This window comes from Cupriavidus sp. 05N38, from assembly GCF_056397345.1.
In genome coordinates this window covers 14,510-38,338 of sequence record NZ_JBFTNF010000073.1, presented here as the reverse complement: position 1 = coordinate 38,338, position 23,829 = coordinate 14,510, and the positions used below count along the sequence as shown (strand labels likewise).

Sequence of the window (23,829 nt, the reverse complement as noted above, 5' to 3'; positions counted from 1 at the left end):
CCAGTGCGCGGCGGGCCCGGCGCTGTCGAGCCAGCGCAGGTAGACGCCGAGCGCCCTGGCCGCGCGCGCGACGTCGGGAAACACGGCCACGCCCGCCGCGGCAAGTTGCGCGCGGCTGCCCGGTTCGCCGGTGGTGGCGACCACGATCAGGCGCGACGTCTTGGCGGCGACTTCGATCAGCTCGCCGGCGACGCGGTCGAGCAGGTAGGCGGTCGCGTACACGAAGATCACGTCCGCGCTTGCGTCCGCGGCAAGCGTGTCGAGCACGGCGAACGCAAGGCGGTCGCGGTTGAACAATTGCCCGGTCATATCGACCGGATTGGCGGTGGAGCCGATCTCCGGCACGCTGTCGACCAGCCTGCGCTGCGTCGCCGCCGAAAGCGTCGGCAGTTCCAGTCCCTGCGCGCTGAGCAGATCCGCCGACAGCGCGCCCATGGCGCCGGAGACCGAGGCGATGACGACACGCCGGCCGGCATCGCGCTGGCGGAAGCCCGCCAGGTAGGCAAGATCGGTGAGGTGGGTGGGATCGCTCGCCTGCATCGCGCCGAGCTGCGCGAACGCGGCGCGGTAGATGGCCTGGTTGCCGGCCAGCACGGCCGTGTGCGACTGCGTGGCGGCCGAGCCCTGTTCGCTCTCGCCGGCCTTGAGCAGGACCAGCGGCTTGCCGAGCGCGCGCAGGCGGGCGGCGGCGTCGAGGAAGCGCGGGCCGTCGCGCAGGCCCTCCACGTAGCCGACCACGGCTTGCGTCTGCGGGTCATCGGCCAGGTACGCCAGGTAGTCGGCGTAGTCCAGGCAGGCCTCGTTGCCGGTATTGATGAACTGGTGGAAGCGCACGTCCATTTGCCAGCCGGTGGCATAGACGATGGCGCAGACGTTGCCGCTTTGCGTCAGCAGGCTGACGGAGCCCGGCCCGGGCGGCGGCGGGCAGGTCCTGAAGGTGGTGGCGAAGGCAGTGACGGCGCGCGTGGTCAGATTGGCCAGGCCCATGCAGTTGGGGCCCGCTATCGCCATGCCGGTGGACCGGGCGAAGGCAGTCAGCGCCGCCTGGCGCTGCACGCCGGCCGCGCCGGCCTCGGCGAAGCCCGAGGCATAGAGGATGGCGGCGCGCACGCCGATGGCGTGGCAGCGCTCCAGGTTCGGCAGCACGTCGTCGGCGCCCAGTGCGAGTACCACGACGTCCGGCACGCGCGGCAGCGATTCGATATCCGGATAGCAGCGCAGGCCCGCGATCTCCTCATAGCGCGGGTTGACCGGAAAGACCTCGCCACCGTAGCCGAGCCGCAGCAGGTGATCGAGCGCCACGCCGCCGATGCGGCTTGCGTCGCGCGAGGCGCCCACGATGGCGATCGAGGACGGGGCGAGCAGTTTCGACAGATGCTCGCGGGATGGCGCGCGCGCCAGGGATGGGCCTTGCATGATTGTCTCCCCCTTTCTGTTGGCGAAAGGTGGGACGATTGCAACCCATCCATCCGGGGGGCGCAACTGCGATCGTGCAATGTGCGCACAATGTGCACAAGTCCGTGGCCATGCCGATGTCGGCCAGACAGGCCAGACAGGCCAGACAGGCCAGACAGGCCGGGCAGGCCGGGCAGGCCGCCGCGCCTTATGGCTTCATCGTCAGTGTCAGCGTCTGTACGAACTCCTGTGCCAGGCGCGACAGCGGTTCTGTCTGCACATGGAAGATCTGCACCGAGGCATTGACCTTGGTCTTGACCGGCACCGCCACGATATGCGACCAGGCCTGGCCGAACACGGTCATCGCATCCACCAGCGCAATGCCGGCGCCGGCCTGCGCCAGCGCGCGCGCGACATGCGCCTGCTCCACCTGCACGCGCATGTCGGGCTGCGCTTCCTCGCCGCCGAACATCTCCCGCACCAGCAGCCCGAACGGCACGTCGGCGCCATAGCCGATCAATGCTTCCCCGGCCAGTTCGGCGGGCCGTACCGACGCGCGCGTGCTGAGCCGGTGGCCGACCGGAATCAGCGCGACGATGGGGTTGCGCACCAGCAGCCGTGCTTCCAGGTTGGGGTGCACCAGCGGCATGTTGGACACCGCCAGCTCGGCCTGGCCGGAGAGCAGGGCGCGCAGCATGTTGCCGGGGATCTGGGTGCGCACCACGATGCGGATGTCGGGATACGCCTCGCGGAACGCCGCGATGGCGCGCGGCAGCACGGTCTGGCCCAGGTTGGGGCTGCACGAGATGCGCAGGCTGCCGGTGCGCTTGGCGGCGAGGTCCTCGGCGATCTCGTTGACGCGCTCGATGCCTTCGTAGACGGCGTTGACCTCGCCCAGCAGGCGCCGCGCCTCGGGCGTGGGATAGAGGCGGCCCTTGATGCGCTGGAACAGCGCCAGCCCGAGGCGCTGCTCGGTGTGCGACATGAGGCGGCTGATGGCCGGCTGCGACACGTAGAGCAGCCTGGAGGCGGCGCTGATCGAGCCCGTGAGCATGACGGCGCGGAAGACTTCGATCTGCCTGAGGTTGAGTTTCATCGCGGGGCGGTCCGTGGTCCGAATACCTATGACAATCTATGACAACTACCTATAACACCATGTTAAGCCTCGTGGACATATAAGCATACGACAGTCATGGCCGCGAAACCTACACTTGATCTCGAAGGCGCCCCGTGCAAGGCAATTGCCGGCCGCCGGATGCCGCGCACCACGTTGGTTCGGCCGCGATATGGCGGCGCACACGAATGGGGCTGCGCCGCACCGCGGGCCAGCGCAATCCGCCAGTACGCACCCGGCGCGTGCATTTTCCCTCAAGCCAGGACCAGGAGACAGGAGACGATATGAGCGACATTCATCTGACTTACATCAACGGCAAGGACATCGCCAGGCTGGCCATGACCGATGCGGAGATCCTTGATGCGGTCGAGCAGGGCCTGCTGGCGCAGGGCAACGGGCAGACGGTGATCGAGCCGCGCGTGCACCTGATCCCGGACCCGGCGTTCAACGGGCACTTCAACGTGCTGCGCGGCTATGTGGCGCCGCTGGGGCTGGCCGGCGTCAAGATCGTCGGCGACTACGTCGACAACTACAAGCTGGGCCTGCCGTCCGAGATGGCCATGCTCAACCTGTTCGACCCGAAAACGGGCATGCCGGTGGCCATGATCGACGCCACGTTCATCACCGACGCCCGTACCGGCGCGATCACCGCGCTGGGCGCGCGCCACCTGGCCCGCCGCGACAGCAAGGTGCTGGGCCATATCGGCGCGCGCGGCACCTCCTACTGGAACGTGCGCCTGCTCGACAGCATCTTCGACTTCGACGAGATCCGCGTGCATTCGCGTCGCCCCGAGAGCCGCAATGCATTCGCCGAGCGCCTGGCGCGCGACCTCGGCAAGAAGATCGTGGTCACCGAAGACTGGGAATCGTGCGTGCGCGGCGCCGACATCGTGGTGGAAGCCTCGCGCCTGGAGCGCCCCACGCCGATGCTCAAGACCGAATGGATCAAGCCCGGCGCGTTCGTGGTGCCCTACGGCACCATGAGCGCGGTCGAGCTGTCGCTGACGGACATCATGGACAAGCTGGTGGTGGACGACTGGAGCCAGTGCAAGGGCGGCATCCTCGGCTCGCTGCGCGCGCATGTGGAGGCGGGCAAGCTGTCGGAGGAAACCCTGCACGGCGAACTCGGCGAGATCGTGGCGGGCCGCAAGCCGGGCCGGCAGAGCGACGACGAGACCAATTTGTTCTGGCACCGCGGCCTGTCGCTCAGCGATATCGCGCTGGGCCATGCCATCATGAAGAAGGCCGAGCGCATGGGGCTTGGCCAAAGGCTGGTCTACGCATGATCGCCAACGCACGCATGTACTCGGTGGCCGCGCCGGTGGCGCAGGCATGGAGGACACTGTTCGCCCGCGTGGCGGAGCGTGCCGGGGTGGCGCTGCCCTACGTGGAGCATGCCGCGCCGGCACCGGTCAGCGCGTTGTGGGCGCGGCCCGATTGCGGCTGCGTGTTCATGTGCGGCTTCCCGTACGTGAGCGCCGCCGTGCGGCCGCGCCTGCTGGCCGCGCCGGTGCCGTCGCCGGCGCGCTACGGACAGCGCCCGGTCTACTTCACCGAGTTCATCGTGCGTGCCGATGCACCCGCAACCGTGCTGGCCGAGACCTTCGGCGGGCGGCTGGCGTGCATGCTGGCGGAGTCCAACTCCGGCTACAACGCGCCGCGCCACTTCCTGCTGCGGCAGGCCGCGCCCGGCACCGGCACGCTGTACCGTCCCGCCGGCACGCCCACGCCGACGCCCGGCGAGGTGATCGACGCCGTGATCGCCGGCCGCGCGGACGCCGGCGTGGTGGACAGCTATGTGCTGGACCTGCTGCGCCTGCATGCGCCCGAGCGCATGGCCTGCCTGAAGACGCTGGCGGTGACGCCGGCCTCGCCCATCCCGCCGCTGGTGGCGGCGGCCGGCACGGACGATGCCAGCGCCGCGCGCATCCGCATGGCGCTGCTCGACCTGCACCGCGACCACCGCAATGCGGCGCTGCTGGCATCCTTGTGCCTGGCGCGCTTCGCGCTCGTGGAGGAGGCGGACTACGCCGTGCTCGCCGGCTTCGCGCGCGAGGCGGACAACGCCGGCTTCGCGCTGGCCGGGGACGTCCGGTGACCGGCTCGCCCGAATCCCGCGGCGCGGATGCCGACATGTCCGCGTTGCCGCTGCATGGCCTCAAGGTGCTGGACTTCTCGCGCGTGCTGGCCGGCCCGCGGCGAGCGCAGCATCCGCGTGGCCTGATGCGTCTGCTCCGCACCGGCCGCGCGCAACCCGTTTCCAGACCAAGGGAGAATTTCCGATGAAGCGTTTCCTGATCACCCTGATGGCGGCCTGCCTGCCGCTGCTGGCCGGCGCGCAAGGCTATCCCGCCAAGCCCGTGCGCCTGGTCGTGCCGTTCCCCGCGGGCGGCCCCGCCGATGTGCTCGGCCGCGTCGTCGGCGAAGGGCTGTCGAAGGCCTGGGGCCAGAACGTGCTGGTCGACAACCGCGCCGGCGCGGCCGGCACGATCGGCGTCGACCAGGTCGCCAAGGCCCCGCCGGACGGCTATACGCTGGCGGTGGTGCCGGTGGGCAATATCGCGGTGAACCCGACGCTGATGCCGAACCTGCCCTACAAGCCCGCGGACCTGGTTCCAGTGACCATGCTCGCCACCGCCGAGAACGTCCTGGTGGTCGGCGCCAGCGTGCCGGCCAGGACCCTGCCGGAGCTGCTCAGGCTCGCCGTCCAGAAGCCCGGCGAGCTGACCTTCGCCTCGCCCGGGGCCGGCAGCCAGGCCCACCTCGCCGGCGAACTGCTGCAGCTCGACGCCAGCATCAAGCTGATCCATGTGCCCTACAAGGGCGTCAGCCCCGCCATCACCGATCTCGTCGGCGGCCAGGTCACCATGATGTTCGCCCAGTTGTCCTCCGCGCTGCCCTATATCAAGGCCGGCAAGCTGCGCGCGCTCGGCGTGGCCAGCGCGAAGCGCTCCGCCGTGCTGCCGGAGGTGCCCACCATCGCGGAACAGGGCTTCCCGAAGTTCGAGGCCGTCTCCTGGTATGCGCTGATGACGCCGGCCGGCACGCCCCGGGACGTGATCCAGCAGATCAGCCGCCAGGCCGACCTGGTGCTGGCCAATCCCGCGCTCAAGGAGAAGCTTGCCACCATCGGCATGGATGCCGCGGGCGGCACGCCGGTCGAGCTTGCCGCGACCATCCAGAAGGAGAGCGCGCGCTGGGCCGGGGTGATACACAAGCGGCAGATCACGATCGACTGAGTGGCGGCATGGCGGCAGCCGCGCGCGCGGGGCCGGCACGAGGCGCCTGCGCGGCACGCCCGGCTCGACGGCGCGGGGCGAGAGGCCGGCCAGGGCTTACAATGGCGTGGTCAGCGCCGCGCACCGCATGCGGCGCTCATCGATTCCCGCGCGATTCTCCTATGAACTCCGAGTCCAGCCATAGCGCTGCCGCTACACCTCCCGCGCCGGTCACGCGCTATGTCGACCTTGCGAATACCCTGGTCAAAGAGATCGTCGACGGGCGCTATGTCATCGGCAGCCTCCTGCCGACGGAGCACGAGCTTGCCGATCAGTATGGCGTCAGCAGGCACACGGTTCGCGCCTCGCTGCAACTGTTGCAGGATCGCGGCTACATCTCCCGCAAGAAGTCTGTCGGCACCAAGGTGGAGAGCGCCAACCCGACCGCGTCCTACACGCAGTCGTTCGACACCATCGATTTATACGAGACCGCCCGCGGTCTGGTCGCGGCCGGCCCTCTGGCCGGTCACGCTGGACCGCGCGGCGGCCCGGCGCCTGGCCGCGCCGATAGACAGCCACTGGATTTTGTTCGCGGGGACCCGGGTCGATGCCAGGAAGGGCAATACGCCGGTGTCCTGGGCGAATATCTATATCGACCAGGCTTTCGAGAAAATCACGAAGCTGGTCGAGGAAAACCCGCGCATCCTCATCAGTTCCCTTATCGAGCGGGAGTGCGGGCAGGCCATCAGCGAGATCCGCCAGATCGTCTCGGGCGTGCTGATCGACGCGCAACTGGCGAAGCAGCTGAATGCGGAGCCGGGTTCGGCGGGCCTGCGCATGATCCGGCACTACAAGGATGCCAAGGGCAAGATCCTCGAGATCACCGAGACCATCTATCCCGCCGACCGCGGCATCGTGTCGTTTCAGCTCAAGCGCGGCAAGGGCAGCGCCTAGGCGGCCCGCCGGGATGTGCGCAAGGCGGACTACCCGCCTCCCGCCTCCCGCCTCCCGCCTCCCGCCTCCCGCCTCCCGCTTCCCGCTTCCCGCTTCCCGCCTCCCGCCTCCCGCCTCCTGCTTTCCGCTGCCGGCGCGACCGGCCTTGCCTTTCGCGCTGGTCCGGTCCGGGCCGGCCACATGGCACCGACGCGCTGGCCGCGATCCGTGCACCACGCCTGTCCACGCATGCGGGACGGCCAGCCGCGCCACGACAGCCCGCCAGCCGGGCGCGCCTTTCCTCCCCCGCGTTGATCGACGGTAGCTGCGCCTGCCAGCCGCCGGCGACCGCGCTGCTGCGCGGCCCGGCTTCCTTCCCACAGTAGTTCTCGAAGTCACTCCCGCTTTTCTCCTTGCCCGCCGTGTTTCCTGGCGGTGGCGGCATGCGCGGCCATGCCAGGCGGGTTCTTTGGTTCGCCATCATCATAGGTACGTACATAATTTCGGCTTATCGCCTGCGTGGCAGCTGCCGGATTGGCGCGGGAATCCACGAAAAACCGCGATTTTTGGCCGGATCTTTCTCTATCGCAACCACCGAGGCGAATGAAAAAGGCAATGACGGTCGCAAAACTCGGTGCTACTATGTACGTACACAAGCGGGCGAAATGCCAGATCGGAACCGAAGAAAAGCCAGGACCAAGGAGAGCAGGGTGCAGAAGCTGACCGACGAGCGGCGCATGATCAAGGAGGCGGCGCAACAGTTCACGATGGAGCGCGTGCTGCCCATCGCAAACAAGCTGGATCCGGAGAAGGGTCAGATCCCCCGGCACCTGATCGAGGAGATGGCGGAGCTGGGATACTTCGGCATCCTGATTCCCGAGGAGTACGGCGGGCTAGGCCTGGGCGCCTACGAGTATTGCCTGGTCGCCGAGCAACTGTCGCGCGGCTGGATGAGCGTTGGCAGCCTGATCGCGCGCGGCAACGGCCTGATCGGCGCGCTCAAGGGCCTGGCACCCGAGAAGAAGGCCGAGTATCTCCCGCGCATGGCGCGCGGCGAATTCCTCGGTGCATTCTCCTTGTCCGAGCCCAATGCCGGGTCGGACGTGAGCAATATCAGCTGCCGCGCCGTGCGCGTGGGCGACGAGTGGGAAATCACCGGCAGCAAATACTGGTGCACGTTCGCCGACGAGGCCGATTTCATCCTCGTCATTGCACGCACCGATCCGCAGGTCGATCCRCACGCGCGTCATCGCGGCCTGTCGGCCTTCATGGTCGAGAAGCCGCGCGGCGCGCTGCCCGAGGGCGTGAAGGGGAGCGTGATCCCCAAGATCGGTTACCACGGGTGGACCACCTGGGAACTGGCATTCGACCAGTGCCGCGTGCCGGCTTCGCAGATGGTCGGCGAAGAGGGGCGCGCCTTCTACCTTGCCACCGCCGGCCTGGAGACGGCCCGCGCCCACACCGCGGCGCGTTCGATCGGGCTGGCGCAGGGCAGCCTCGAGGACGCGCTGCGCTACGCGCAGGAGCGCGTGCAGTTCAACGAGCCGATCGGCAACTTCCAGGCAATCCGCTTCAAGCTGGCCGACATGGCGACGCAGATCGAGGCGTCGCGCAGCCTGCTGTACTCGGTCTGCGAAAAGATCGACGAGGGCGTGCGCTGCGATACCGAGGCGGCGATGGTCAAGCTGTTCGCCAGCGAGATGTCGGAGCAGGTGACCAGCGAAGGCTTGCAGATCCATGGTGGCGCCGGCTACACCACGCATTTCGCGGCCGAACGCTACTGGCGCGACGCCAGGCTGACCAAGATCTTCGAGGGGACTTCGGAAATCCAGAAACGCATCATTTCCGACGCGCTGCTCGGGAAGATCGCCAGGCAATGAAGCGGAGCAAGCATGAGTCAACCTGACAAGCGGGCCCGCGAGGGCAACGGGCCCGATGCCGCGGCGGGCATCACCGCGCTGGCAGCGCGCTTCGCCGTCGACGCTTCGCTCGCGTTCCCGGCCGAGGCGCTGAGCATCGCCAAGCTGTCGATCTTCGATTGGTTTGCGGTCGGGCTTGCCGGCGCGAACGAGCCGGTGAGCAAGGTCGTCCGCGCCATGGTGGCCAGCGACGGCGGCACGCCGGGCGCCAGCGTCATCGGCCTGAACCAGCGGGTGCCGGCGCGCGCGGCGGCGCTGGCCAATGGCGCGGCATCGCACGCGCTGGATTACGACGACACTCACTTCGCCTTCGTCGGGCATCCCACGGTAGCTGTGTTCCCGGCGGCCCTGGCTGTCGCGCAGCAGCAGCAGGCAAGCGGCAAGGCGCTGCTCGAGGCATTCCTGGCAGGCGTGGAGACGGTCTGCGGCGTTGGCGCCTATCTGGGCAGGAAGCACTACAACGCGGGCTTCCACCAGACGGCGACCTCGGGCACCTTTGGCGCGACGGCGGCGTGCGCCAGGCTGCTGGGGCTCGATGCGGGCCAGGCACGCCATGCGCTGGGCATCGCGTCGACGCGCGCGTCCGGCCTGAAATCGCAGTTCGGCTCGATGGGCAARCCGTTCCACGCCGGCATGGCGGCATCCAACGGCATCGAAGCGGCGACGCTCGCGGCGCTGGGCTTCGTGTCCCGGCCCGACGGCATCGAGTGCGCCGGCGGATTTGCCGCGACGCACGCTGGCGAGGCGGACGAGCCGCACGCGGCGTTCGGCTGCCGGCCGCATGACTTCCGCTTTGCCGATGTCCAGTACAAGTACCACGCCTGCTGCCACGGCACCCATCCGGCAGTGGAAGCGCTGCTTGCGCTCAGGTCCCGGCACCGCCTGGTGCCGGAGGATCTCGCGCGCGTCACGCTCTTCATCCATCCGCAGTGGCTGCCGGTGTGCTGCATCGAGCGGCCGCGCACCGGTCTCGAAGTGAAATTCAGCCTGCCGCTGATCGCGGCGATGGTCCTTTCCGGCATCGACACGGCGGCACTGGAATCCTTCAGCGATGCCGCGTGCGAGGCGCCCGGCCTGGCCGAGGTCGCCGGGCGCGTGGTCCTGGAAGGCGATGCCAGGCTCGCCGACACATCGGCGCGCGTGGTCATCGAGACGCGCTCGGGCGCCACGTACGGCGAGGAGGTCGACCTGGCGAAACCGGTCGCGCTCAGCGTCAAGTCGGCCAAGCTGCGCGCGAAGGCGTCCGCGCTCCTCGGCAGCGAACGCGCCCAGCGGCTGTATGCGTTCGTCGACGGCCTCGAGTCCGTACCCGCGCACAGCCTGTCCTCGCTCGTGCATTCGCATATCGCGGCAACACCGTCGTAGCCGGCGGCGCCGGCTCTGCGTACCGTTCGCACCGTTCGCGCCAGGGGGCGGACCCGGGCTTGCGGCCCGGCAGTCCGGGGGCGCGTTCGCGTCGGTCCCGTCTACACGGCGCAGGACATCTTCAACGATCCGCACTACCGCGTGCGCGACATGCTGGTCGAGGTCGAGCAGCCCGGCTCCGGCAGGCCCGTGCGGATCGCGGGCGTGCCGGTCAAGCTCAGCGAGACACCGGGCGGCGTCAGGCGCAGGGCCCCGCTGCTCGGCGAGCAGACGGATGAGATCCTGCTCGGCGCCGGCTATACCGCCGAGCGGATAGCGGGCCTGAGGATGGAGGGCGTGGTCCGCTAGCGGCCCGTTTCGCCGGGCCGCGGCCGGCATTGGTATCCGCGCTGGAATTCACGCGAAGAATCTACAAAGAGGAGACAACCATGAAGATGCTCAAAGCCACGCTAGGGCTGCTGCTGTCGTGCGCGGCCGCGTTTGCGGCTCACGCAGCCGACTATCCGGCCAAGCCGGTTCGTGTCCTGGTGGGATTTCCCCCGGGCCAGACTACCGATGTCATCGCCCGCAAGCTGGCGCAGCGCCTGAGCACCGCGCTCGGCCAGTCGTTCTATGTCGAGAACAAGCCTGGTGCCGGCGCCGGGCTCGCGGCCGAGGCCGTGGCCCGCGCCGACCCGGACGGCTATACCATCCTTGCCACTTCCAGCGGCCCGCTGGCGGTGAATGGCTGGATCTACAAGAACCTGAAATACGATGCCACGCGCGACTTCGAGCCGATCGCATCGATCGGGCTGTTTCCGCTGGTGCTGGTGGCCAATCCGAAATCGCGGTTCAGTTCGGTCCGGGACCTCGTGGCCTACGCCCGGCAGAATCCGGGCAAGGTGAACTACGCGTCCGGCGGCAATGGGGTGACCAACCACCTGGTGATGGAGATGTTCAAGGACCGCGCCGGCGTCAACCTGACGCACGTGCCCTACAAGGGTGGCGTGGCCGGGATGACCGACGTCATGGGCGGGCAGGTCGATGTCATGTTCGAGGTGGTGTCGATCGCCGAGCCCCTGATCCGGCAGGGCAAGCTCAAGGCCATCGCGGTGGCCAGCGAACAGCGCGTGTCGACGCTGCCGGGCGTGCCGACCATCGGGGAATCGGGCTACCCGGGCTTCCGCGGCGATCCATGGATCGGCGTGGTCGCGCCGCGCAACGTGCCCCAGCCTGTCCTTGCCAGGCTCTCTGCGGAGATCGGGAAGATCGTCAGGAGCGCGGACTGGCAGAAGGAAGTGGCCGGCCTCGGCGCGCAGACGGTGGTGATGGAACCCCGGGAGTTCGGTGTCTTCATCCAGTCCGAGATTGCCCGCTGGGGGGGTGCCGCAAAGCGGGCCAATGTGACGGTGGACTGAACGACGGCGGAACGGCGCGGCGCACGCCAGCCGCGCTTACCGCACGAACGTGCCCAGGCCTTCCTTGTCGTAGTACTCCAGCGTGACGCGGTCGCTGGAGAAGCTCGCCTTCGATATGGTTCCCGGCGTGGCGTTCTCGTTCCGCAGCGTGAACGTGAAGACGTCGCCGTCCCAGTGCGCCAGCGGCAGCACCATCGGCACCGGGCCGATGGCGAGCGACATCGCGCCTGCCTGCTCGCTGACCACCAGCGGGCCATAGTAGTCATTGCGGTAGGTGCCGGTGTAGACCGAAGGCGCGCGCGCCGGCAATGGCGCGGCCGGCGGCGCCACGCCCACCAGCGAGCCCTCCGGCGCGATGACGGGCGCCAGCCCCCGCGCGAATATCGTGAACCAGTCGAGCTGGATGGCGCCGGACTCCACCAGGTCCAGGAACTGGGCGTTCAATGCCTCGGGCAAGCCGATCGGATAGCCATTGGTGAGCGTGATGATCCCCAGGCCAAGCGAGGGCACCGCCGTGAAGCTGGTTGCCGCACCCAGCGCGAAGCCGCCGGAATGACTGAAGCTCGGTCGGCCCGCGAAGGTGGTCCCGGCATTGAAGCCGTAGCCGTAGAAGCTGGCCGGTCGTCCGTTGCCTGGCGGCATCGACTGTATCTGCGGCGAGATCGCGGCGACCAGCGGGGCCGCCGCCACGATACGGTTGCCGCCGTACAGGCCCTGGCCCAGCACCATGGCCAGCCATTTCGCCATGTCGTTGACCGACGAGCTGACGCCGCCGGCCGGCGACTGGGCATCGGGCTGTGAGCCTGTGCCCTGCACCCAGCTGCCGCCGACCTTGACATGGCCGAGCGCGCGGTTGGGGCGCGCGGCGAAGTCGGCATGGCGCGAACTGGTGCTGCTCATGCCCAGCGGCTGGTAGATCGCTTGCCCGGACAGCGTGGCCCAGTCCATGCCAGCGGCGGCCGCTACCGATTCCGCCGCGGCGGTCAGGCCAAAGTTCGTATATTCGTACGTCGCCCGGAAGCCCTGCAGCGGCAGGAAGCGCAGCCGCTGCAGCACCTGCCGCTGGTCATAGCCCATGTCTTCCAGACGGTCGCCGGCATGATCGGGCAGGCCGGAGCGGTGCGCATAGAGATCGGCGATGGTGAGCTGGGCGGTGACCGCCGCGTCGGACAGCGCGAACCACGGCAGGTGCGCCTGCACCAGCGTCTCCCACGCAATCCCGCCCAGGCCGACCTGTCGCGCCACCACCGTGGCGCCGACCGGCTTGGACACGGAGGCGAGCTGGAACACCGTGTCGGCGTCCACCGCGTCCGGTGCGCTGACCACCCGCCTGCCGAAGCCTTTGGCGTAGACCGTCTGGCCGCCCCATACCACCGCCACGGCCATGCCCGGCAGGCCCGATGTGTTCATCAGGCTGGCGGCCAGCTGGTCGAGCTGGCCGATCGCGGCGGAAACCTGAGCGTCGGATACCGGGGCGGGCCCGGCGCCTTGCGCGCCGGCATCGTCGCCCCCGCCGCAGGCCGCGAGCGTACTGGCCAGCGCGGCACCCAGGAAACGCCGGCGTTCGTGCAATCCGCTCACGATGGTTCTCCTTGTCGGCGGCACCGCGGCGCGCGGGAGCCTGCACCGAGAATAGTCCATGCGCGCGCCGCACACTAAGCCGGTTCGCGCGGCCGCCGTTGCCGGCGCCTGCCCGCGCGGGGCGCCGCTGCCTCAAGTTTTGCCTTTCGCCTGCCGTTATTGTCGCCATCGTCCGCAGAAAGGATTTTCGAAAAGATCCCCTTCTGGCAGGCGGCAGGAAAAAGAGCGGACCGGCGCCCGGGCGCCGGCAGTTCGCCGCTATTCAATCGCAAATCAGGTAGAAGAAATGAAAAGCTTGGGAATTGGAGTGCGCCTCGGCATTGGCTTCGGCGTGGTAATACTGTTGTCGACCCTCATGACCGTATTGGGCATCGCGCGCCTGGCGCAGGTCGCGGACCGCACCAGCGACATGATGCAGGCGCCGCTGGCCAAGGAACGCGTGGTCAGCGACTGGTACCGCATGATGCATACCAGCGTGCGCCGCACCACGGCCGTGGCCAAGAGCGCCGATCCGGCGCTGGGCGCATTCTTTGCCAAGGAGACGCAAGGGTCCGTGGTGGCCGTCGCGGCACTGCGCGACAAGATCGAGCCGCTGCTGTCGAGCGAGGAGGAAAAGGCGGCGTTCAAGAAGATCCAGACCGTGCGCATCCCCTACAACGATTCGCGCGACAAGATCACCAAGCTGAAGGAAGCAGGCAATACCGAGGAAGCCAACCAGGTGCTCGAGCAGGAATTCGTGCCGGCCGGCGATGCGTACCTGGCGGAGATCCAGAAGCTGCTTGATATCCAGCGCTCGAGCATCGATGCGACCGCGCTCGAGATCCATAACATCTACCTGTCTGCCCGCAACGGGATGATGGTGATCGGCGTGCTGGTGCTGGCCATTGGCGTGGCATTCTCGGTATGGCTAACGCGCGGCATCACCGGTCCCCTGCATCGCGCCGTCGGCATCGCGCGCACGGTGGCATCGGGCGACCTGGGCAGCCGCATCGTGGTGGACAGCAAGGACGAGACCGGCCAGCTGCTGCAGGCGCTCAGCGACATGAACGCCAACCTGCTGCGCATCATCAGCCAGGTGCGCACCGGCACCGACGCCATCGCCACCGGCACCAGCCAGATCGCCGCGGGCAACACCGACCTGTCGCAGCGCACCGAGGAACAGGCTTCCTCGCTGCAGGAGACGGCCTCGAGCATGGAAGAGCTGACCAGCATCGTGCGCCAGAACGCGGACAACGCCAGGCAGGCCAGCTCGCTGGCGGTCAACGCTTCCGAGATCGCGGTCGAGGGCGGCGAAGTAGTGGGCCAGGTCGTGACGACGATGCAGGACATCAACGGCGCATCGCGCAAGGTAGTGGATATCATTGCCGTGATCGAAGGCATTGCCTTCCAGACCAATATCCTGGCGCTCAATGCCGCGGTAGAAGCCGCGCGCGCAGGCGAGCAGGGCCGCGGCTTTGCCGTGGTGGCCGGCGAGGTGCGCAGCCTGGCCCAGCGCAGCGCGACCGCCGCCAAGGAAATCAAGGCCCTCATCGGCGACTCCGTGGATCGCGTGGAGAAGGGCTCGGAACTGGTGGCGCATGCCGGCCAGACCATGGAGCGGATCGTGGGCGCGGTCAAGCGTGTCACCGACATCATGGGCGAGATCAGCGCGGCCTCGGCCGAGCAGAGCGCGGGCATCGAGCAGGTCAACCAGGCCGTCACGCAGATGGATACCGTGACGCAGCAGAACGCCKCGCTGGTGGAGCAGGCCGCGGCGGCCGCCGGTTCGATGGAAGAACAGGCCCAGCGCCTGAAGCAGGCGGTGGCCTCGTTCCGGCTGGCGGCRTAAGCCGCCTGGCGCACGGAAGCGAAGGGCGCGAAGACCTGTCGGAGACCCGGCGGCTTTCGCCTCCGCGCAGGAATGACTTGCATTTTTCCGTGGCTGCGGTATAGTCGCGTCCTCGCGTGCGGCTGTAGCTCAGTTGGATAGAGTACTTGGCTACGAACCAAGGGGTCGTGGGTTCGAATCCTGCCAGCCGCACCACCGATAAGGAAAAGGGCTTCCAGCAATGGAAGCCCTTTTTTCATTTGGGATGCCGGGCCCGGCTTTGCGTCCTGGTCCCCGGCTCCTGGCAGGCACGCAACGGCGTGGCGTGGCGTGCGTGCCCCGTACTTGATTTAAGCGGCAGGTTTAAGCGGCAGGTTCAAGCGGCAGGTTCAAGCGGTACGCGCCAGCACGCTGGCAATGGCGCCCGCCACCTGCTTCACGTTGCGCTCGTTCAGGCCGGCCACGCACATCCGCCCCGATCGCAGCAGGTACACGCCGTGTTCCGCGCGCAGGCGGTCCACCTGGTCCGCCGTCAGGCCGGTGTACGTGAACATGCCGCGCTGGGTGAGGTAGCGCGACAACGCTTCGCCGCTCACATGGTCGCGCAGGCTGTCGTGGATGGCCACGCGCATCCTGGCGATGCGTTCGCACTTCAGCGCCAGCTCGCGCTCCCAGGTCGCCCGCAATGCCGGTGTGGTCAATACCCTGGCCACCACCCTGGCGCCATGCGTCGGCGGATTGCTGTAGTTCGCTCGCACCGCACCGGTCAACTGGCCCAGCACACGGCCGGCTTCTTCCGCGCTGTCGCAGACCACGCTCAGCCCACCGCAGCGTTCGCCGTACAGCGAGAAGTTCTTCGAGAACGAATTCGCCACCAGGCAGGGCACGCCTTGCGCCACCAGTTCGCGCACGGCGAAGGCATCGTCGTCCAGGCCGGCGCCAAAGCCCTGGTAAGCCATGTCGACGAAGGGCAGCAGCTCGTTGGCCTTCAGCAGCTTGACGAGCTGGCGCCACTGGTCCTGGTCCAGGTCCACGCCGGTAGGGTTGTGGCAGCAGGCGTGCAGCAGCACGATGCTGCGCTTCGGGATGAGCCGCAGCGCTTCCAGCATGGCGTCGAACTTGAGGCCGCCGGTGGCGTCGTCGTAGTAGGGATACGTGTTCACGGTGAAGCCCGTGCGCTCGAAGATCACGCGATGGTTTTCCCAGCTCGGATCGCTGATCCAGACCTGCGCATCCGGGAAATAGCGCTTCAGGAAGTCCGCGCCTACCCGCAGCGCGCCCGAGCCGCCCAGGGTCTGCACGGTCGAGATGCGTCCCTGCGCGCGCGCCTCGCATTGCTCGCCGAAGACCAGCGCCTGCACGGCGTCACGGTAGACCGCGAAACCAGCCATGGGCAGGTAAGGGCGCGGACCCATGTCGGCCAGCAGCGCGCTTTCGGCTTCCGCCACGGCCTGCATCACGGGCAGCCTGCCTTCGCCATCGAAGTAGATGCCGATGCTCAGGTTGACCTTGTCGGTCCTGGGATCTTGTTGAAAGCTTTCGTTGAGCGAAAGAATCGGGTCGCCTGGATAGGCATCGATATGTTCGAACATTGGATACTCTGGCTGGAGTGAGTTGTCGCCGGCGACCGGGCAGCGGGTCGCCGGGGGGTGCCTCTATTATGCCGATACGCCTGGCTGCAGGGCAGGAGCTGCGTTCTTCTGCCGCAAGCGGTAGCTCACGCCCAGTACCACCAGCCATGCCGGAATCAGGTACACGGAAAGGCGCAGCCCGGGTGTCAGGTACATCACGTACAAGATGCCCGCCAGGAAAGCCAGGCAGAGGTAGTTCGTGAACGGATAGCCCAGGCTCTTGAAGCGCGTCTCCTGCCGGGCCAGGCGCTTGTCGCGGCGGAACTTGAGGTGGATGATGCTGATCATCGCCCAGTTGATGATCAGTGCCGAGACCACCAGCCCCATCAGCAGCTCAAAGGCTTCGCCCGGCATGAAGTAGTTGATCGCCACGCACGCGGCGGTGGCCAGCGCGGAAACGCCCAGCGCGGCCAGCGGGATCCCGCGCTTGTTGACCTTCAGCAGCGCTTGCGGCGCGTTGCCCTGCCTGGCCAGGCCGTACAGCATGCGGCTGTTGCAGTACACGCCGCTGTTGTAGACCGACAGCGCGGCCGTCAGCACCACGGCGTTGAGCACCGTGGCCACGATCTCGCTGTTCATCGCATGGAAGATCAGCACGAAGGGGCTGCCGCCGGTGACGACCTTTTCCCACGGGTAGAGCGAAAGCAGTACGCCCAGCGCGCCGACGTAGAAGATCAGGATGCGATAGATCACCTGGTTGGTGGCCTTGGGAATGGTCTTTTCCGGGGCATCCGCTTCGGCCGCGGTAATACCGACCAGCTCCAGGCCGCCGAACGAGAACATGATCACCGCCATGGCCATGACCAGGCCGCTGATGCCGTTCGGGAAGAAGCCGCCGTGCTGCCACAGGTTGGCCACGCTCGCCTGCGGGCCGGCCGTGCCGGATGCCAGCAGGTAGCCGCCGAACACGATCATGCCGACGATGGCCAGGACCTTGACGATGGAGAACCAGAACTCCATCTCGCCGAATGACTTGACGCTCGACAGGTTGATGGCGTTGATCAGCAGGAAGAACGCCAGCGCGGAAATCCAGGTGGGAATATGCGGCCACCAGTACTGGACATAGATGCCCACCGCGGAAAGCTCCGCCATGCTGACCAGGATATAGAGCACCCAATAGTTCCAGCCCGACATGAAGCCGGCAAAGGAGCCGCAGTACTTGTTGGCGAAGTGGCTGAAGGAGCCGGCGACCGGTTCGTCCACCACCATCTCGCCGAGCTGGCGCATGATGAAGAAGGCGATGATGCCGGCCACCGCGTAGCCGAGCAGCACCGAGGGCCCCGCCATCTTGATGGTCTGGGCGATGCCCAGGAACAGGCCGGTGCCAATGGCGCCGCCTAGCGCGATCAGCTGGATATGGCGGTTTTTCAGGCCGCGCTTGAGTGTCTCTTCCGTGTTATGGGAAACCATGTTTGTGTCTCTACCCACTCTTTTGGAATGTGAGCCTGCGCCTCTTGCGTATTGCGTACTTGCGTACTGCAATTCGCGGGCGCTCTTGGCCAGGCACCGCCGGCGCGCAGTGTTGCTGCGGGCGCCGGACGGCGTTGTTGCGGTCAGTGCCTTGTGAGCCTCAGACCTTGAGCGTGCCGCGTTCGATCTGGTCGCGTTCCAGCGATTCGAAGAGCGCCTTGAAGTTGCCTTCGCCGAAGCCTTCGTCGCCCTTGCGCTGGATGAATTCGAAGAACACCGGGCCGAGCGCGGTCTTGGAGAAGATCTGCAGCAGCAGGCGCGCCTTGCCGCCTTCGGTGGTCCCGTCCATCAGGATGCCGCGCGCCTGCAGCTGGTCCACCGGCTGGCCGTGGCCCGGCAGGCGCTTTTCCAGTCCCTCGTAGTAGTAGTCGTTGGGCGCGGTCATCAGGGGGACACCGGCCATCTGCAGGTTGTCGATGACTTCGAGCAGGTTGTCCGTCAGGAAGGCGATGTGCTGGATGCCTTCGCCATTGAATGCCATCAGGAATTCCTCGATCTGGCCGGCGCCCTTGGACGATTCCTCGTTCAGCGGGATGCGGATCTTGCCGTCCGGCGCGGTCATGGCCTTGGAGGTCAGCCCGGTGTACTCGCCCTGGATGTCGAAGTAGCGGATCTCGCGGAAGTTGAAGAGCTTCTCGTAGAAGTTCGCCCAGTAGGCCATGCGGCCACGGTAGACGTTGTGCGTCAGGTGGTCGATCAGGCGCAGGCCATGGCCCACCGGGCGGCGGTCCACGCCCTCGATGAATTCGAAGTCGATGTCATAGATGGACTTGCCGTCTTCAAAGCGGTCGATCAGGTACAGCGGCGCGCCGCCAATGCCCTTGATCGCGGGCAGGCGCAGCTCCATCGGGCCGGTGGCGATCTCCACCGGCTGGGCGCCCAGCTCCAGGGCGCGCGCATAGGCCTTGTGCGAATCCTTCACACGGAACGCCATGCCGCAGGCGCTCGGGCCATGCTCGGCCGCAAAGTAGGCCGCCGGGCTGTGCGGCTCGCGGTTGACGATGAAATTGACCTCGCCCTGGCGGTACAGCACCACGTCCTTGGAGCGATGGCGTGCCACCAGGCTGAAGCCCATCTGCTCGAACAAGGGTTCCAGAAGGTTGGGAGTGGGCGAGGCGAATTCCACGAATTCGAAGCCCATCAACTGCATCGGGTTTTCAAACAGATCGGCCATGGTGTGCTCAACGGAAAGTTTGGGGGACGAGGGAAATAATATTGCGGCTGTTGTGCGCCAACGCACCGGGGCGCAGCGTCAGGCACGTACGGTGCCGGCCTCGCGGCTCGCCATCCGTAACGTCAGTCTGGAACGAAGTTTATATTTCGCTCCGGTAAATAGGATTGCGTAGCCCACGCAGGCAAACCCTAGATCATGAGATAAAATTTCGTCATCCAAGGATAGATGGAAACAAAAGTGCAGACTCCTGAGCTTGATCGCATAGACCGCCGCCTGCTGGCTGCGCTGCAGGAAAACGGACGCGTGTCCAACCTCGAGCTGGCCGAGGCCATCCGCCTGTCGCCGGCCCAGACGCTGCGGCGGCATCGCCGCCTGGAGGAGGCCGGCATCATCAAGCGCTACGAGGCCCGGCTGGATTCCTCCAGCCTCGGGTTCGGCGTCATCGCCTTTATCCATGTCACGATGGAGCGGGGCCATATCCGGGACCTGTCGAAGTTCAAGAGCCTCGTCGCCGAGCTGGCGCAGATCCAGGAGTGTTTCTCCGTCACGGGAGATATCGACTACGTGCTGAAAGTGGTGGCGCGCGATCTCAAGTCGCTTTCGGATTTCCTGCTCGACACCCTGATGCGTATCCCGGGAGTAAGCGGGGTGAAGTCCAGCGTCTGCCTGGATGAGATCAAGTGCACCAGCGCAATGCCGCTGGAGCCCTGAGCGGCCCCGGGGCGGCCCCGGGCGCGGCGTCTTCCTGCCAGGAAGGGAAACGGTGCCGGCGCGGGCGCCACCCGGGCACTATGCTTGGATGAGATCCCTGCCTCACCCGCATCGTGCCCCCTGTCCCGGAAGCCGGCCGTCCCGTCATCCTGTTCGGCGCCTTCGATCGCCATAATTTCGGCGACCTGCTGTTGCCCCATATCGTCGCGCGCCAACTCGCGCACCCACTCGGGCACCCACTCGGGCACCGGCTGCCAGGCCAGCGGCTTTGCCATGCCGGCCTGGCATCGCGCAACCTGCTGCCGTATGGGGGACACAGGGTCAGTGCGCTGGCGCAGCTCGCCGCCCGGCCGGGCCTGCGCGCAGCGGACATCATCCATGCGGGGGGCGAGATTCTCTGCTGCGAAGCATGGGAGGCGGCCGTGATGCTGCAGCCGCCGGACGAGGCCGGGGCGGTGATCGCGCGGCTCGACGGCCGGCCAGTAGAGCGCCAGGCATGGACGCGCAGTGTGCTGGGCGTGGCGGACCTGGCTCCGTACGTACTGCCGCAAGGCCTGTTCCCCCACGCCCGGCGCGTGATCTATAACGCCGTGGGCGGTGTCGGGCTGGACCGGCGCGACCCGGCCATGCGGGCCGAGGTGCTGGGCAAGCTGGGCGCCGCGGCATATGTCAGCGTGAGAGACGACATGACCCGGCGCATCCTGCAGGCCAACGGCGTGGCAGCCCGCCTGGCGCCGGATCCCGCGGTCATGGTGGCGGAGCTGTTCGGCGCGCGCATCCGCCAGCGCGCCCGCCGCGGTGAAGTCGCGCGGGTGATCGCGGCATTCCCGCGGGGCTATCTTGCCGTGCAGTTCAGCGCGGACTTCGGCGACGATGACACGCTCGACGCGCTCGCCGGCCAGCTCGGGAGCGCCGCGCGCGCAACGGGTCATGGCGTGGTGCTGTTCCGCGCCGGCGCCGCGCCCTGGCACGACGACCTCGCCTGCTACCGGCGCCTGGCGCAACGCATGGGCCCGCCGGCGCCGTACCTGTTCCGTTCCCTCGACATCTGGGACATCTGCGCCCTGATCGCGCATAGCCGCGGCTTTGCCGGCAGCAGCCTGCACGGGCGCATCGTGGCGATGGCGTTCGCCCTGCCGCGCCTGAGCCTCATGCGTCCGGGGCAGGAACCGGGCACCAGCAAGCAGGCCGCGTTCGCCGGCACATGGGAGCCGCCCGGCGCCCCGCCCGCGGTGGCGGTGCGGGAGCTTGCCGATGGTATCGGCGCGGCGCTGGCACCGGCGCGCGCGCGCATGGCGCAGACGGCGCGCGAGCTGGTCGCGGCATACCGCCAGAGTGCCGTGGCCGACTGAAAAAGGGCAGCGACGGGCTTCGTGCGTCGCATGAAACACACGGGGATGCTGTATAACCGGCGTGGCCCGGTTTCCACTCCCGCCATGCATGTTCCGCGTCCGCCTTTCTCCATCGGATTCGCCGTGCCGGTGCCCGGCTTTGGCCGCTGGCGGGCGCCTTAGGGCAAAATCCGGACCTGAGAGGCCCGGCGTGGCCAAAAACACAAGACGCCGACACCCTGCTCGCGCTCCGGTGCCCGGATCGCATGAGCCCGCGGGGTTGTATGGCGTCGCCAGGGGACAGCTCGTCCTTTAACAGAGCACACAGGAGCTTTTTTGATGACCGACTCGAACGCGAACCTATCTTTGCTCGGCAGGATCTCTCTTGCCGTCGGCACGTTCTTCACCATCCTTGGCGATGGCAAATTCGCCAGCGGCGTGCAGCGCCTGCGCGACGGGGAGGGCTTTGCCCCGGCAGCCCCGGCGCCGGTATCGGCCCCGGTGGCAACCCCTGCGCCAGCCCCGCAGGCTGCCGCACCCGCGCTGAAGGAGGCGAGCCCGGCCGCGGCGCTCCAGCTGCTGGGCCTGCTCCAGCGCGACGCGCGCTTTATCGACTTCATCGAGGAAGACATCGCCGGCTACACCGACACGGAAATCGGTGCCGCCGCCCGCCTCGTGCACGATGGCTGCCGCGCGGTGCTGCGCGAGCACTTCACCATCCGGCCGGTGCGCGAGGAAGCCGAGGGCAGCCGCGTGACGCTGGCCGACGGCTTCGACGCCACCGCCATCCGCCTGACCGGCAACGTGGTAGGCAGCGCGCCGTTCAACGGCAGCATCAGTCACCGCGGCTGGCGGGTCGCGGAAGTCCGTCTTCCGCGCCTGGCCGAACGCCATGACGCCACCGTGATCGCCCCCGCCGAGGTCGAGCTATGAGCGAAGCACGCTACTCCATCGGCATCGACCTGGGCACCACCCATAGCGCGCTCTCCTACGTCGACCTCGCTGCCAGCGACGGCGAGAAGACCAGCCACGGTTTCCTGCCCATCACGCAACTCACCGCGCCGGGCGCCCTCGAAGACCTCGGTCTGCTGCCCTCGTTTCTCTACCTGCCGCACCCAAGCGAACTCGCCCCGGGCGACCTGGCCCTGCCGTGGAACGCGGCACGGGACTTCGCGGTCGGCGAGCTGGCGCGCAGCCGCGGCGCGGCCACGCCGATCCGCCTGGTGTCGAGCGCGAAAAGCTGGCTGTGCCACCCCGGCGTGGACCGCCGCGCGGCCATCCTGCCAAACGACGCACCGCCCGAAGTGACGCGCGTCTCGCCGCTCGAGACCTCCGTGCGCTATCTGACGCATCTGCGCGAAGCCTGGGACCACGCGCATCCCGAGGCGCCGTTCGGCGAGCAGGAGATCACGGTCACGATTCCCGCATCGTTCGACCCGGCAGCCCGGGAATTGACGGCCGAGGCGGCCGAGGCGGCCGGCTATGCACGCATGACCCTGCTGGAGGAGCCCCAGGCTGCGCTCTACAGCTGGATCCAGAACAGCGCTGGCCACTGGCGCAAGCAGGTCAGGGTCGGCGACATCATCCTCGTCGTGGATGTCGGCGGCGGCACCACCGACCTTTCGCTGATCGCCGTGGTCGAGCGCGAAGGCAACCTCGAGCTGCACCGCGTTGCCGTGGGCGAACACATCCTGCTCGGCGGCGACAATATGGATCTCGCGCTCGCCCACGTGGTGGCGCGCAAGCTGGCGGCCCAGGGCACGCAGGCCGATCCGTGGCAGCTGCGCGCGCTCACCTATGCCTGCCGCGCCGCCAAGGAAACGCTGCTTTCCGACCCGGATACGGATGCCGTGCCCCTGGTCGTGCCGAGCCGCGGCGCCAAGCTGATCGGGGGCTCGATCCGCACGGAGCTGACGCGCGCCGAACTGACCCAGACGATCCTGGAAGGGTTCTTCCCGCCAGCGCAGGCTTCGGCCCGCCCGGTGAGCCGGGCCCGCGCCGGCCTGACGCAACTTGGCCTGCCGTATGCGCAGGACGCCGCCATCACGCGGCACCTGGCCGCGTTCCTGGGCCGCCAGGTTGCCGCGCTCGCCGAACTCGAAGGCTTGCCGGGCACCTTGCCCGAGGGAGCGACCTTCCTGCATCCCACCGCCGTTCTCTTCAATGGCGGCGTGTTCAAGTCGGACCTGCTGGCAGGCCGCATCCTGCAGACGCTCAATGGCTGGCTCGCCGCGGAAGGCGCGGCGCCGGCGCGCCAGCTCGAAGGCGCCGACCTGGACCTGGCGGTGGCGCGCGGCGCCGCGTACTACGGCTACGTGCGGCGCGGCAAGGGAGTGCGCATTCGTGGCGGCACCGCGCGTGCCTACTATATCGCCGTGGAATCCTCGATGCCCGCCGTCCCCGGTTTCGAGCCGCCGGTGCAGGCGCTGTGCGTGGCGCCGTTCGGCATGGAGGAGGGCACCGAGGCTGCCTTGCCGCCACAGGAGTTCGGCCTGGTGGTGGGCGAGCCCGTGCACTTCCGTTTCTTCGGCTCGTCGGTGCGCCGCCAGGACCAGGTCGGCACCCTGCTTGACTACTGGCCGCCGGAGGAATTGCAGGAGCTCGACGAGATCCAGGCCACGCTGCCATCCGAAGGACGAACCCCGGGCGAAGTGGTGCCGGTCAAGTTGCACGCGCGGGTCACCGAGGCCGGGACGCTGGAGCTGGAAGCCGTGCCCCGCGGCAGCGGCGAGCGCTGGAAGGTCGAGTTCGACGTGCGCGGCAACGCCAGCGCCAATGCCTGA

General features: G+C 67.8%; 20 protein-coding genes, 1 tRNA gene and 1 pseudogene. 16 read left to right on the top strand and 6 right to left on the bottom strand.

Annotation, left to right across the window (positions count from 1 at the left end; genetic code table 11):
• Both AC1DK4_RS34655 and AC1DK4_RS34650 read right to left on the bottom strand, forming a co-directional pair.
• Nucleotides 1–1,416, bottom strand: a 1,416-nt coding sequence (locus AC1DK4_RS34655) for an acetate--CoA ligase family protein (RefSeq protein WP_477132077.1), incomplete at its 3' end; no start/stop codon positions are given.
• Nucleotides 1,417–1,603: 187 nt separating this feature from the next.
• On the bottom strand, nucleotides 1,604–2,491 hold the full coding sequence (locus AC1DK4_RS34650) for a LysR family transcriptional regulator (protein ID WP_441623031.1): 888 nt from the start codon (nucleotides 2,489–2,491) through the stop codon (nucleotides 1,604–1,606).
• A 302-nt stretch (nucleotides 2,492–2,793) separates the two neighbouring features.
• On the opposite strand from AC1DK4_RS34650, the gene AC1DK4_RS34645 reads away from it, so the two are divergent.
• The 10 genes and pseudogenes from AC1DK4_RS34645 to AC1DK4_RS34600 all read left to right on the top strand — a co-directional run bounded on the left by AC1DK4_RS34645 (nucleotide 2,794) and on the right by AC1DK4_RS34600 (nucleotide 11,341).
• Complete coding sequence (locus AC1DK4_RS34645) at nucleotides 2,794–3,795, top strand: ornithine cyclodeaminase family protein (RefSeq protein WP_441623029.1); 1,002 nt, start codon at nucleotides 2,794–2,796, stop codon at nucleotides 3,793–3,795.
• Entirely contained in the window at nucleotides 3,792–4,607 is an 816-nt protein-coding gene (locus AC1DK4_RS34640; RefSeq protein ID WP_441623027.1) for a phosphate/phosphite/phosphonate ABC transporter substrate-binding protein, read from the top strand. The genes AC1DK4_RS34645 and AC1DK4_RS34640 overlap by 4 nt, the downstream gene beginning before the upstream one ends.
• A complete protein-coding gene (locus tag AC1DK4_RS34635) occupies nucleotides 4,604–4,795 on the top strand; it encodes a hypothetical protein (RefSeq protein ID WP_441623025.1) in 192 nt (63 codons plus the stop codon). Before AC1DK4_RS34640 ends, AC1DK4_RS34635 begins: the two co-directional genes overlap by 4 nt.
• Entirely contained in the window at nucleotides 4,792–5,748 is a 957-nt protein-coding gene (locus AC1DK4_RS34630) for a Bug family tripartite tricarboxylate transporter substrate binding protein (RefSeq protein ID WP_441623023.1), read from the top strand. Before AC1DK4_RS34635 ends, AC1DK4_RS34630 begins: the two co-directional genes overlap by 4 nt.
• An 8-nt stretch (nucleotides 5,749–5,756) precedes the next feature.
• Nucleotides 5,757–6,095 (top strand): annotated as a pseudogene (locus tag AC1DK4_RS34625) (GntR family transcriptional regulator); the annotation flags it as partial.
• Nucleotides 6,096–6,357: 262 nt separating this feature from the next.
• The gene (locus tag AC1DK4_RS34620) at nucleotides 6,358–6,681 is read left to right on the top strand and encodes a UTRA domain-containing protein (RefSeq protein ID WP_477132076.1); all 324 of its coding nucleotides are present in this window, start codon (nucleotides 6,358–6,360) and stop codon (nucleotides 6,679–6,681) included.
• 689 nt (nucleotides 6,682–7,370) lie between these two features.
• A complete protein-coding gene (locus AC1DK4_RS34615) occupies nucleotides 7,371–8,540 on the top strand; it encodes an acyl-CoA dehydrogenase family protein (RefSeq protein WP_441623019.1) in 1,170 nt (389 codons plus the stop codon).
• 12 nt (nucleotides 8,541–8,552) lie between these two features.
• On the top strand, nucleotides 8,553–9,944 hold the full coding sequence (locus tag AC1DK4_RS34610; protein WP_441623017.1) for an MmgE/PrpD family protein: 1,392 nt from the start codon (nucleotides 8,553–8,555) through the stop codon (nucleotides 9,942–9,944).
• A gap of 15 nt (nucleotides 9,945–9,959) precedes the next feature.
• Nucleotides 9,960–10,292, top strand: a complete 333-nt coding sequence (locus tag AC1DK4_RS34605) for a CoA transferase (RefSeq protein WP_441623037.1) — start codon at nucleotides 9,960–9,962, stop codon at nucleotides 10,290–10,292.
• Between the two features lie 80 nt (nucleotides 10,293–10,372).
• A complete protein-coding gene (locus AC1DK4_RS34600) occupies nucleotides 10,373–11,341 on the top strand; it encodes a Bug family tripartite tricarboxylate transporter substrate binding protein (protein WP_441623015.1) in 969 nt (322 codons plus the stop codon).
• 36 nt (nucleotides 11,342–11,377) lie between these two features.
• Here the strand turns inward: AC1DK4_RS34600 and AC1DK4_RS34595 are convergent, their stop codons facing one another.
• Nucleotides 11,378–12,922 carry a serine hydrolase gene (locus tag AC1DK4_RS34595; RefSeq protein WP_441623013.1) on the bottom strand — a complete coding sequence of 515 codons (1,545 nt, stop codon included), beginning with the start codon at nucleotides 12,920–12,922 and terminating at the stop codon, nucleotides 11,378–11,380.
• Nucleotides 12,923–13,208: 286 nt separating this feature from the next.
• Between AC1DK4_RS34595 and AC1DK4_RS34590 the strand changes: the two genes are divergently transcribed.
• On the top strand, nucleotides 13,209–14,750 hold the full coding sequence (locus AC1DK4_RS34590; RefSeq protein WP_477132075.1) for a methyl-accepting chemotaxis protein: 1,542 nt from the start codon (nucleotides 13,209–13,211) through the stop codon (nucleotides 14,748–14,750).
• Nucleotides 14,751–14,868: 118 nt separating this feature from the next.
• Nucleotides 14,869–14,945, top strand: a tRNA-Arg gene (locus tag AC1DK4_RS34585).
• 173 nt (nucleotides 14,946–15,118) lie between these two features.
• On the opposite strand, the gene AC1DK4_RS34580 is transcribed toward AC1DK4_RS34585, so the two are convergent.
• The 3 genes from AC1DK4_RS34580 to hppD form a co-directional block, all read right to left on the bottom strand.
• Entirely contained in the window at nucleotides 15,119–16,321 is a 1,203-nt protein-coding gene (locus AC1DK4_RS34580; RefSeq protein ID WP_441623009.1) for an amino acid aminotransferase, read from the bottom strand.
• A 66-nt stretch (nucleotides 16,322–16,387) separates the two neighbouring features.
• Nucleotides 16,388–17,770, bottom strand: a complete 1,383-nt coding sequence (locus tag AC1DK4_RS34575; RefSeq protein WP_441623007.1) for an amino acid permease — start codon at nucleotides 17,768–17,770, stop codon at nucleotides 16,388–16,390.
• 160 nt (nucleotides 17,771–17,930) lie between these two features.
• Nucleotides 17,931–19,004 carry a 4-hydroxyphenylpyruvate dioxygenase gene (gene hppD / locus AC1DK4_RS34570; protein WP_441623005.1) on the bottom strand — a complete coding sequence of 358 codons (1,074 nt, stop codon included), beginning with the start codon at nucleotides 19,002–19,004 and terminating at the stop codon, nucleotides 17,931–17,933.
• Nucleotides 19,005–19,229: 225 nt separating this feature from the next.
• Here hppD and AC1DK4_RS34565 point away from each other — a divergent pair, with 225 nt between their 5' ends.
• The 4 genes from AC1DK4_RS34565 (at nucleotide 19,230) to AC1DK4_RS34550 (ending at nucleotide 23,829) form a co-directional block, all read left to right on the top strand.
• A complete protein-coding gene (locus AC1DK4_RS34565) occupies nucleotides 19,230–19,715 on the top strand; it encodes an Lrp/AsnC family transcriptional regulator (protein WP_441623003.1) in 486 nt (161 codons plus the stop codon).
• 113 nt (nucleotides 19,716–19,828) lie between these two features.
• On the top strand, nucleotides 19,829–21,067 hold the full coding sequence (locus AC1DK4_RS34560) for a polysaccharide pyruvyl transferase family protein (RefSeq protein ID WP_441623001.1): 1,239 nt from the start codon (nucleotides 19,829–19,831) through the stop codon (nucleotides 21,065–21,067).
• A 318-nt stretch (nucleotides 21,068–21,385) separates the two neighbouring features.
• Nucleotides 21,386–21,979 carry a DUF2760 domain-containing protein gene (locus AC1DK4_RS34555; RefSeq protein ID WP_441622999.1) on the top strand — a complete coding sequence of 198 codons (594 nt, stop codon included), beginning with the start codon at nucleotides 21,386–21,388 and terminating at the stop codon, nucleotides 21,977–21,979.
• On the top strand, nucleotides 21,976–23,829 hold the full coding sequence (locus AC1DK4_RS34550; protein ID WP_441622997.1) for an Hsp70 family protein: 1,854 nt from the start codon (nucleotides 21,976–21,978) through the stop codon (nucleotides 23,827–23,829). Before AC1DK4_RS34555 ends, AC1DK4_RS34550 begins: the two co-directional genes overlap by 4 nt.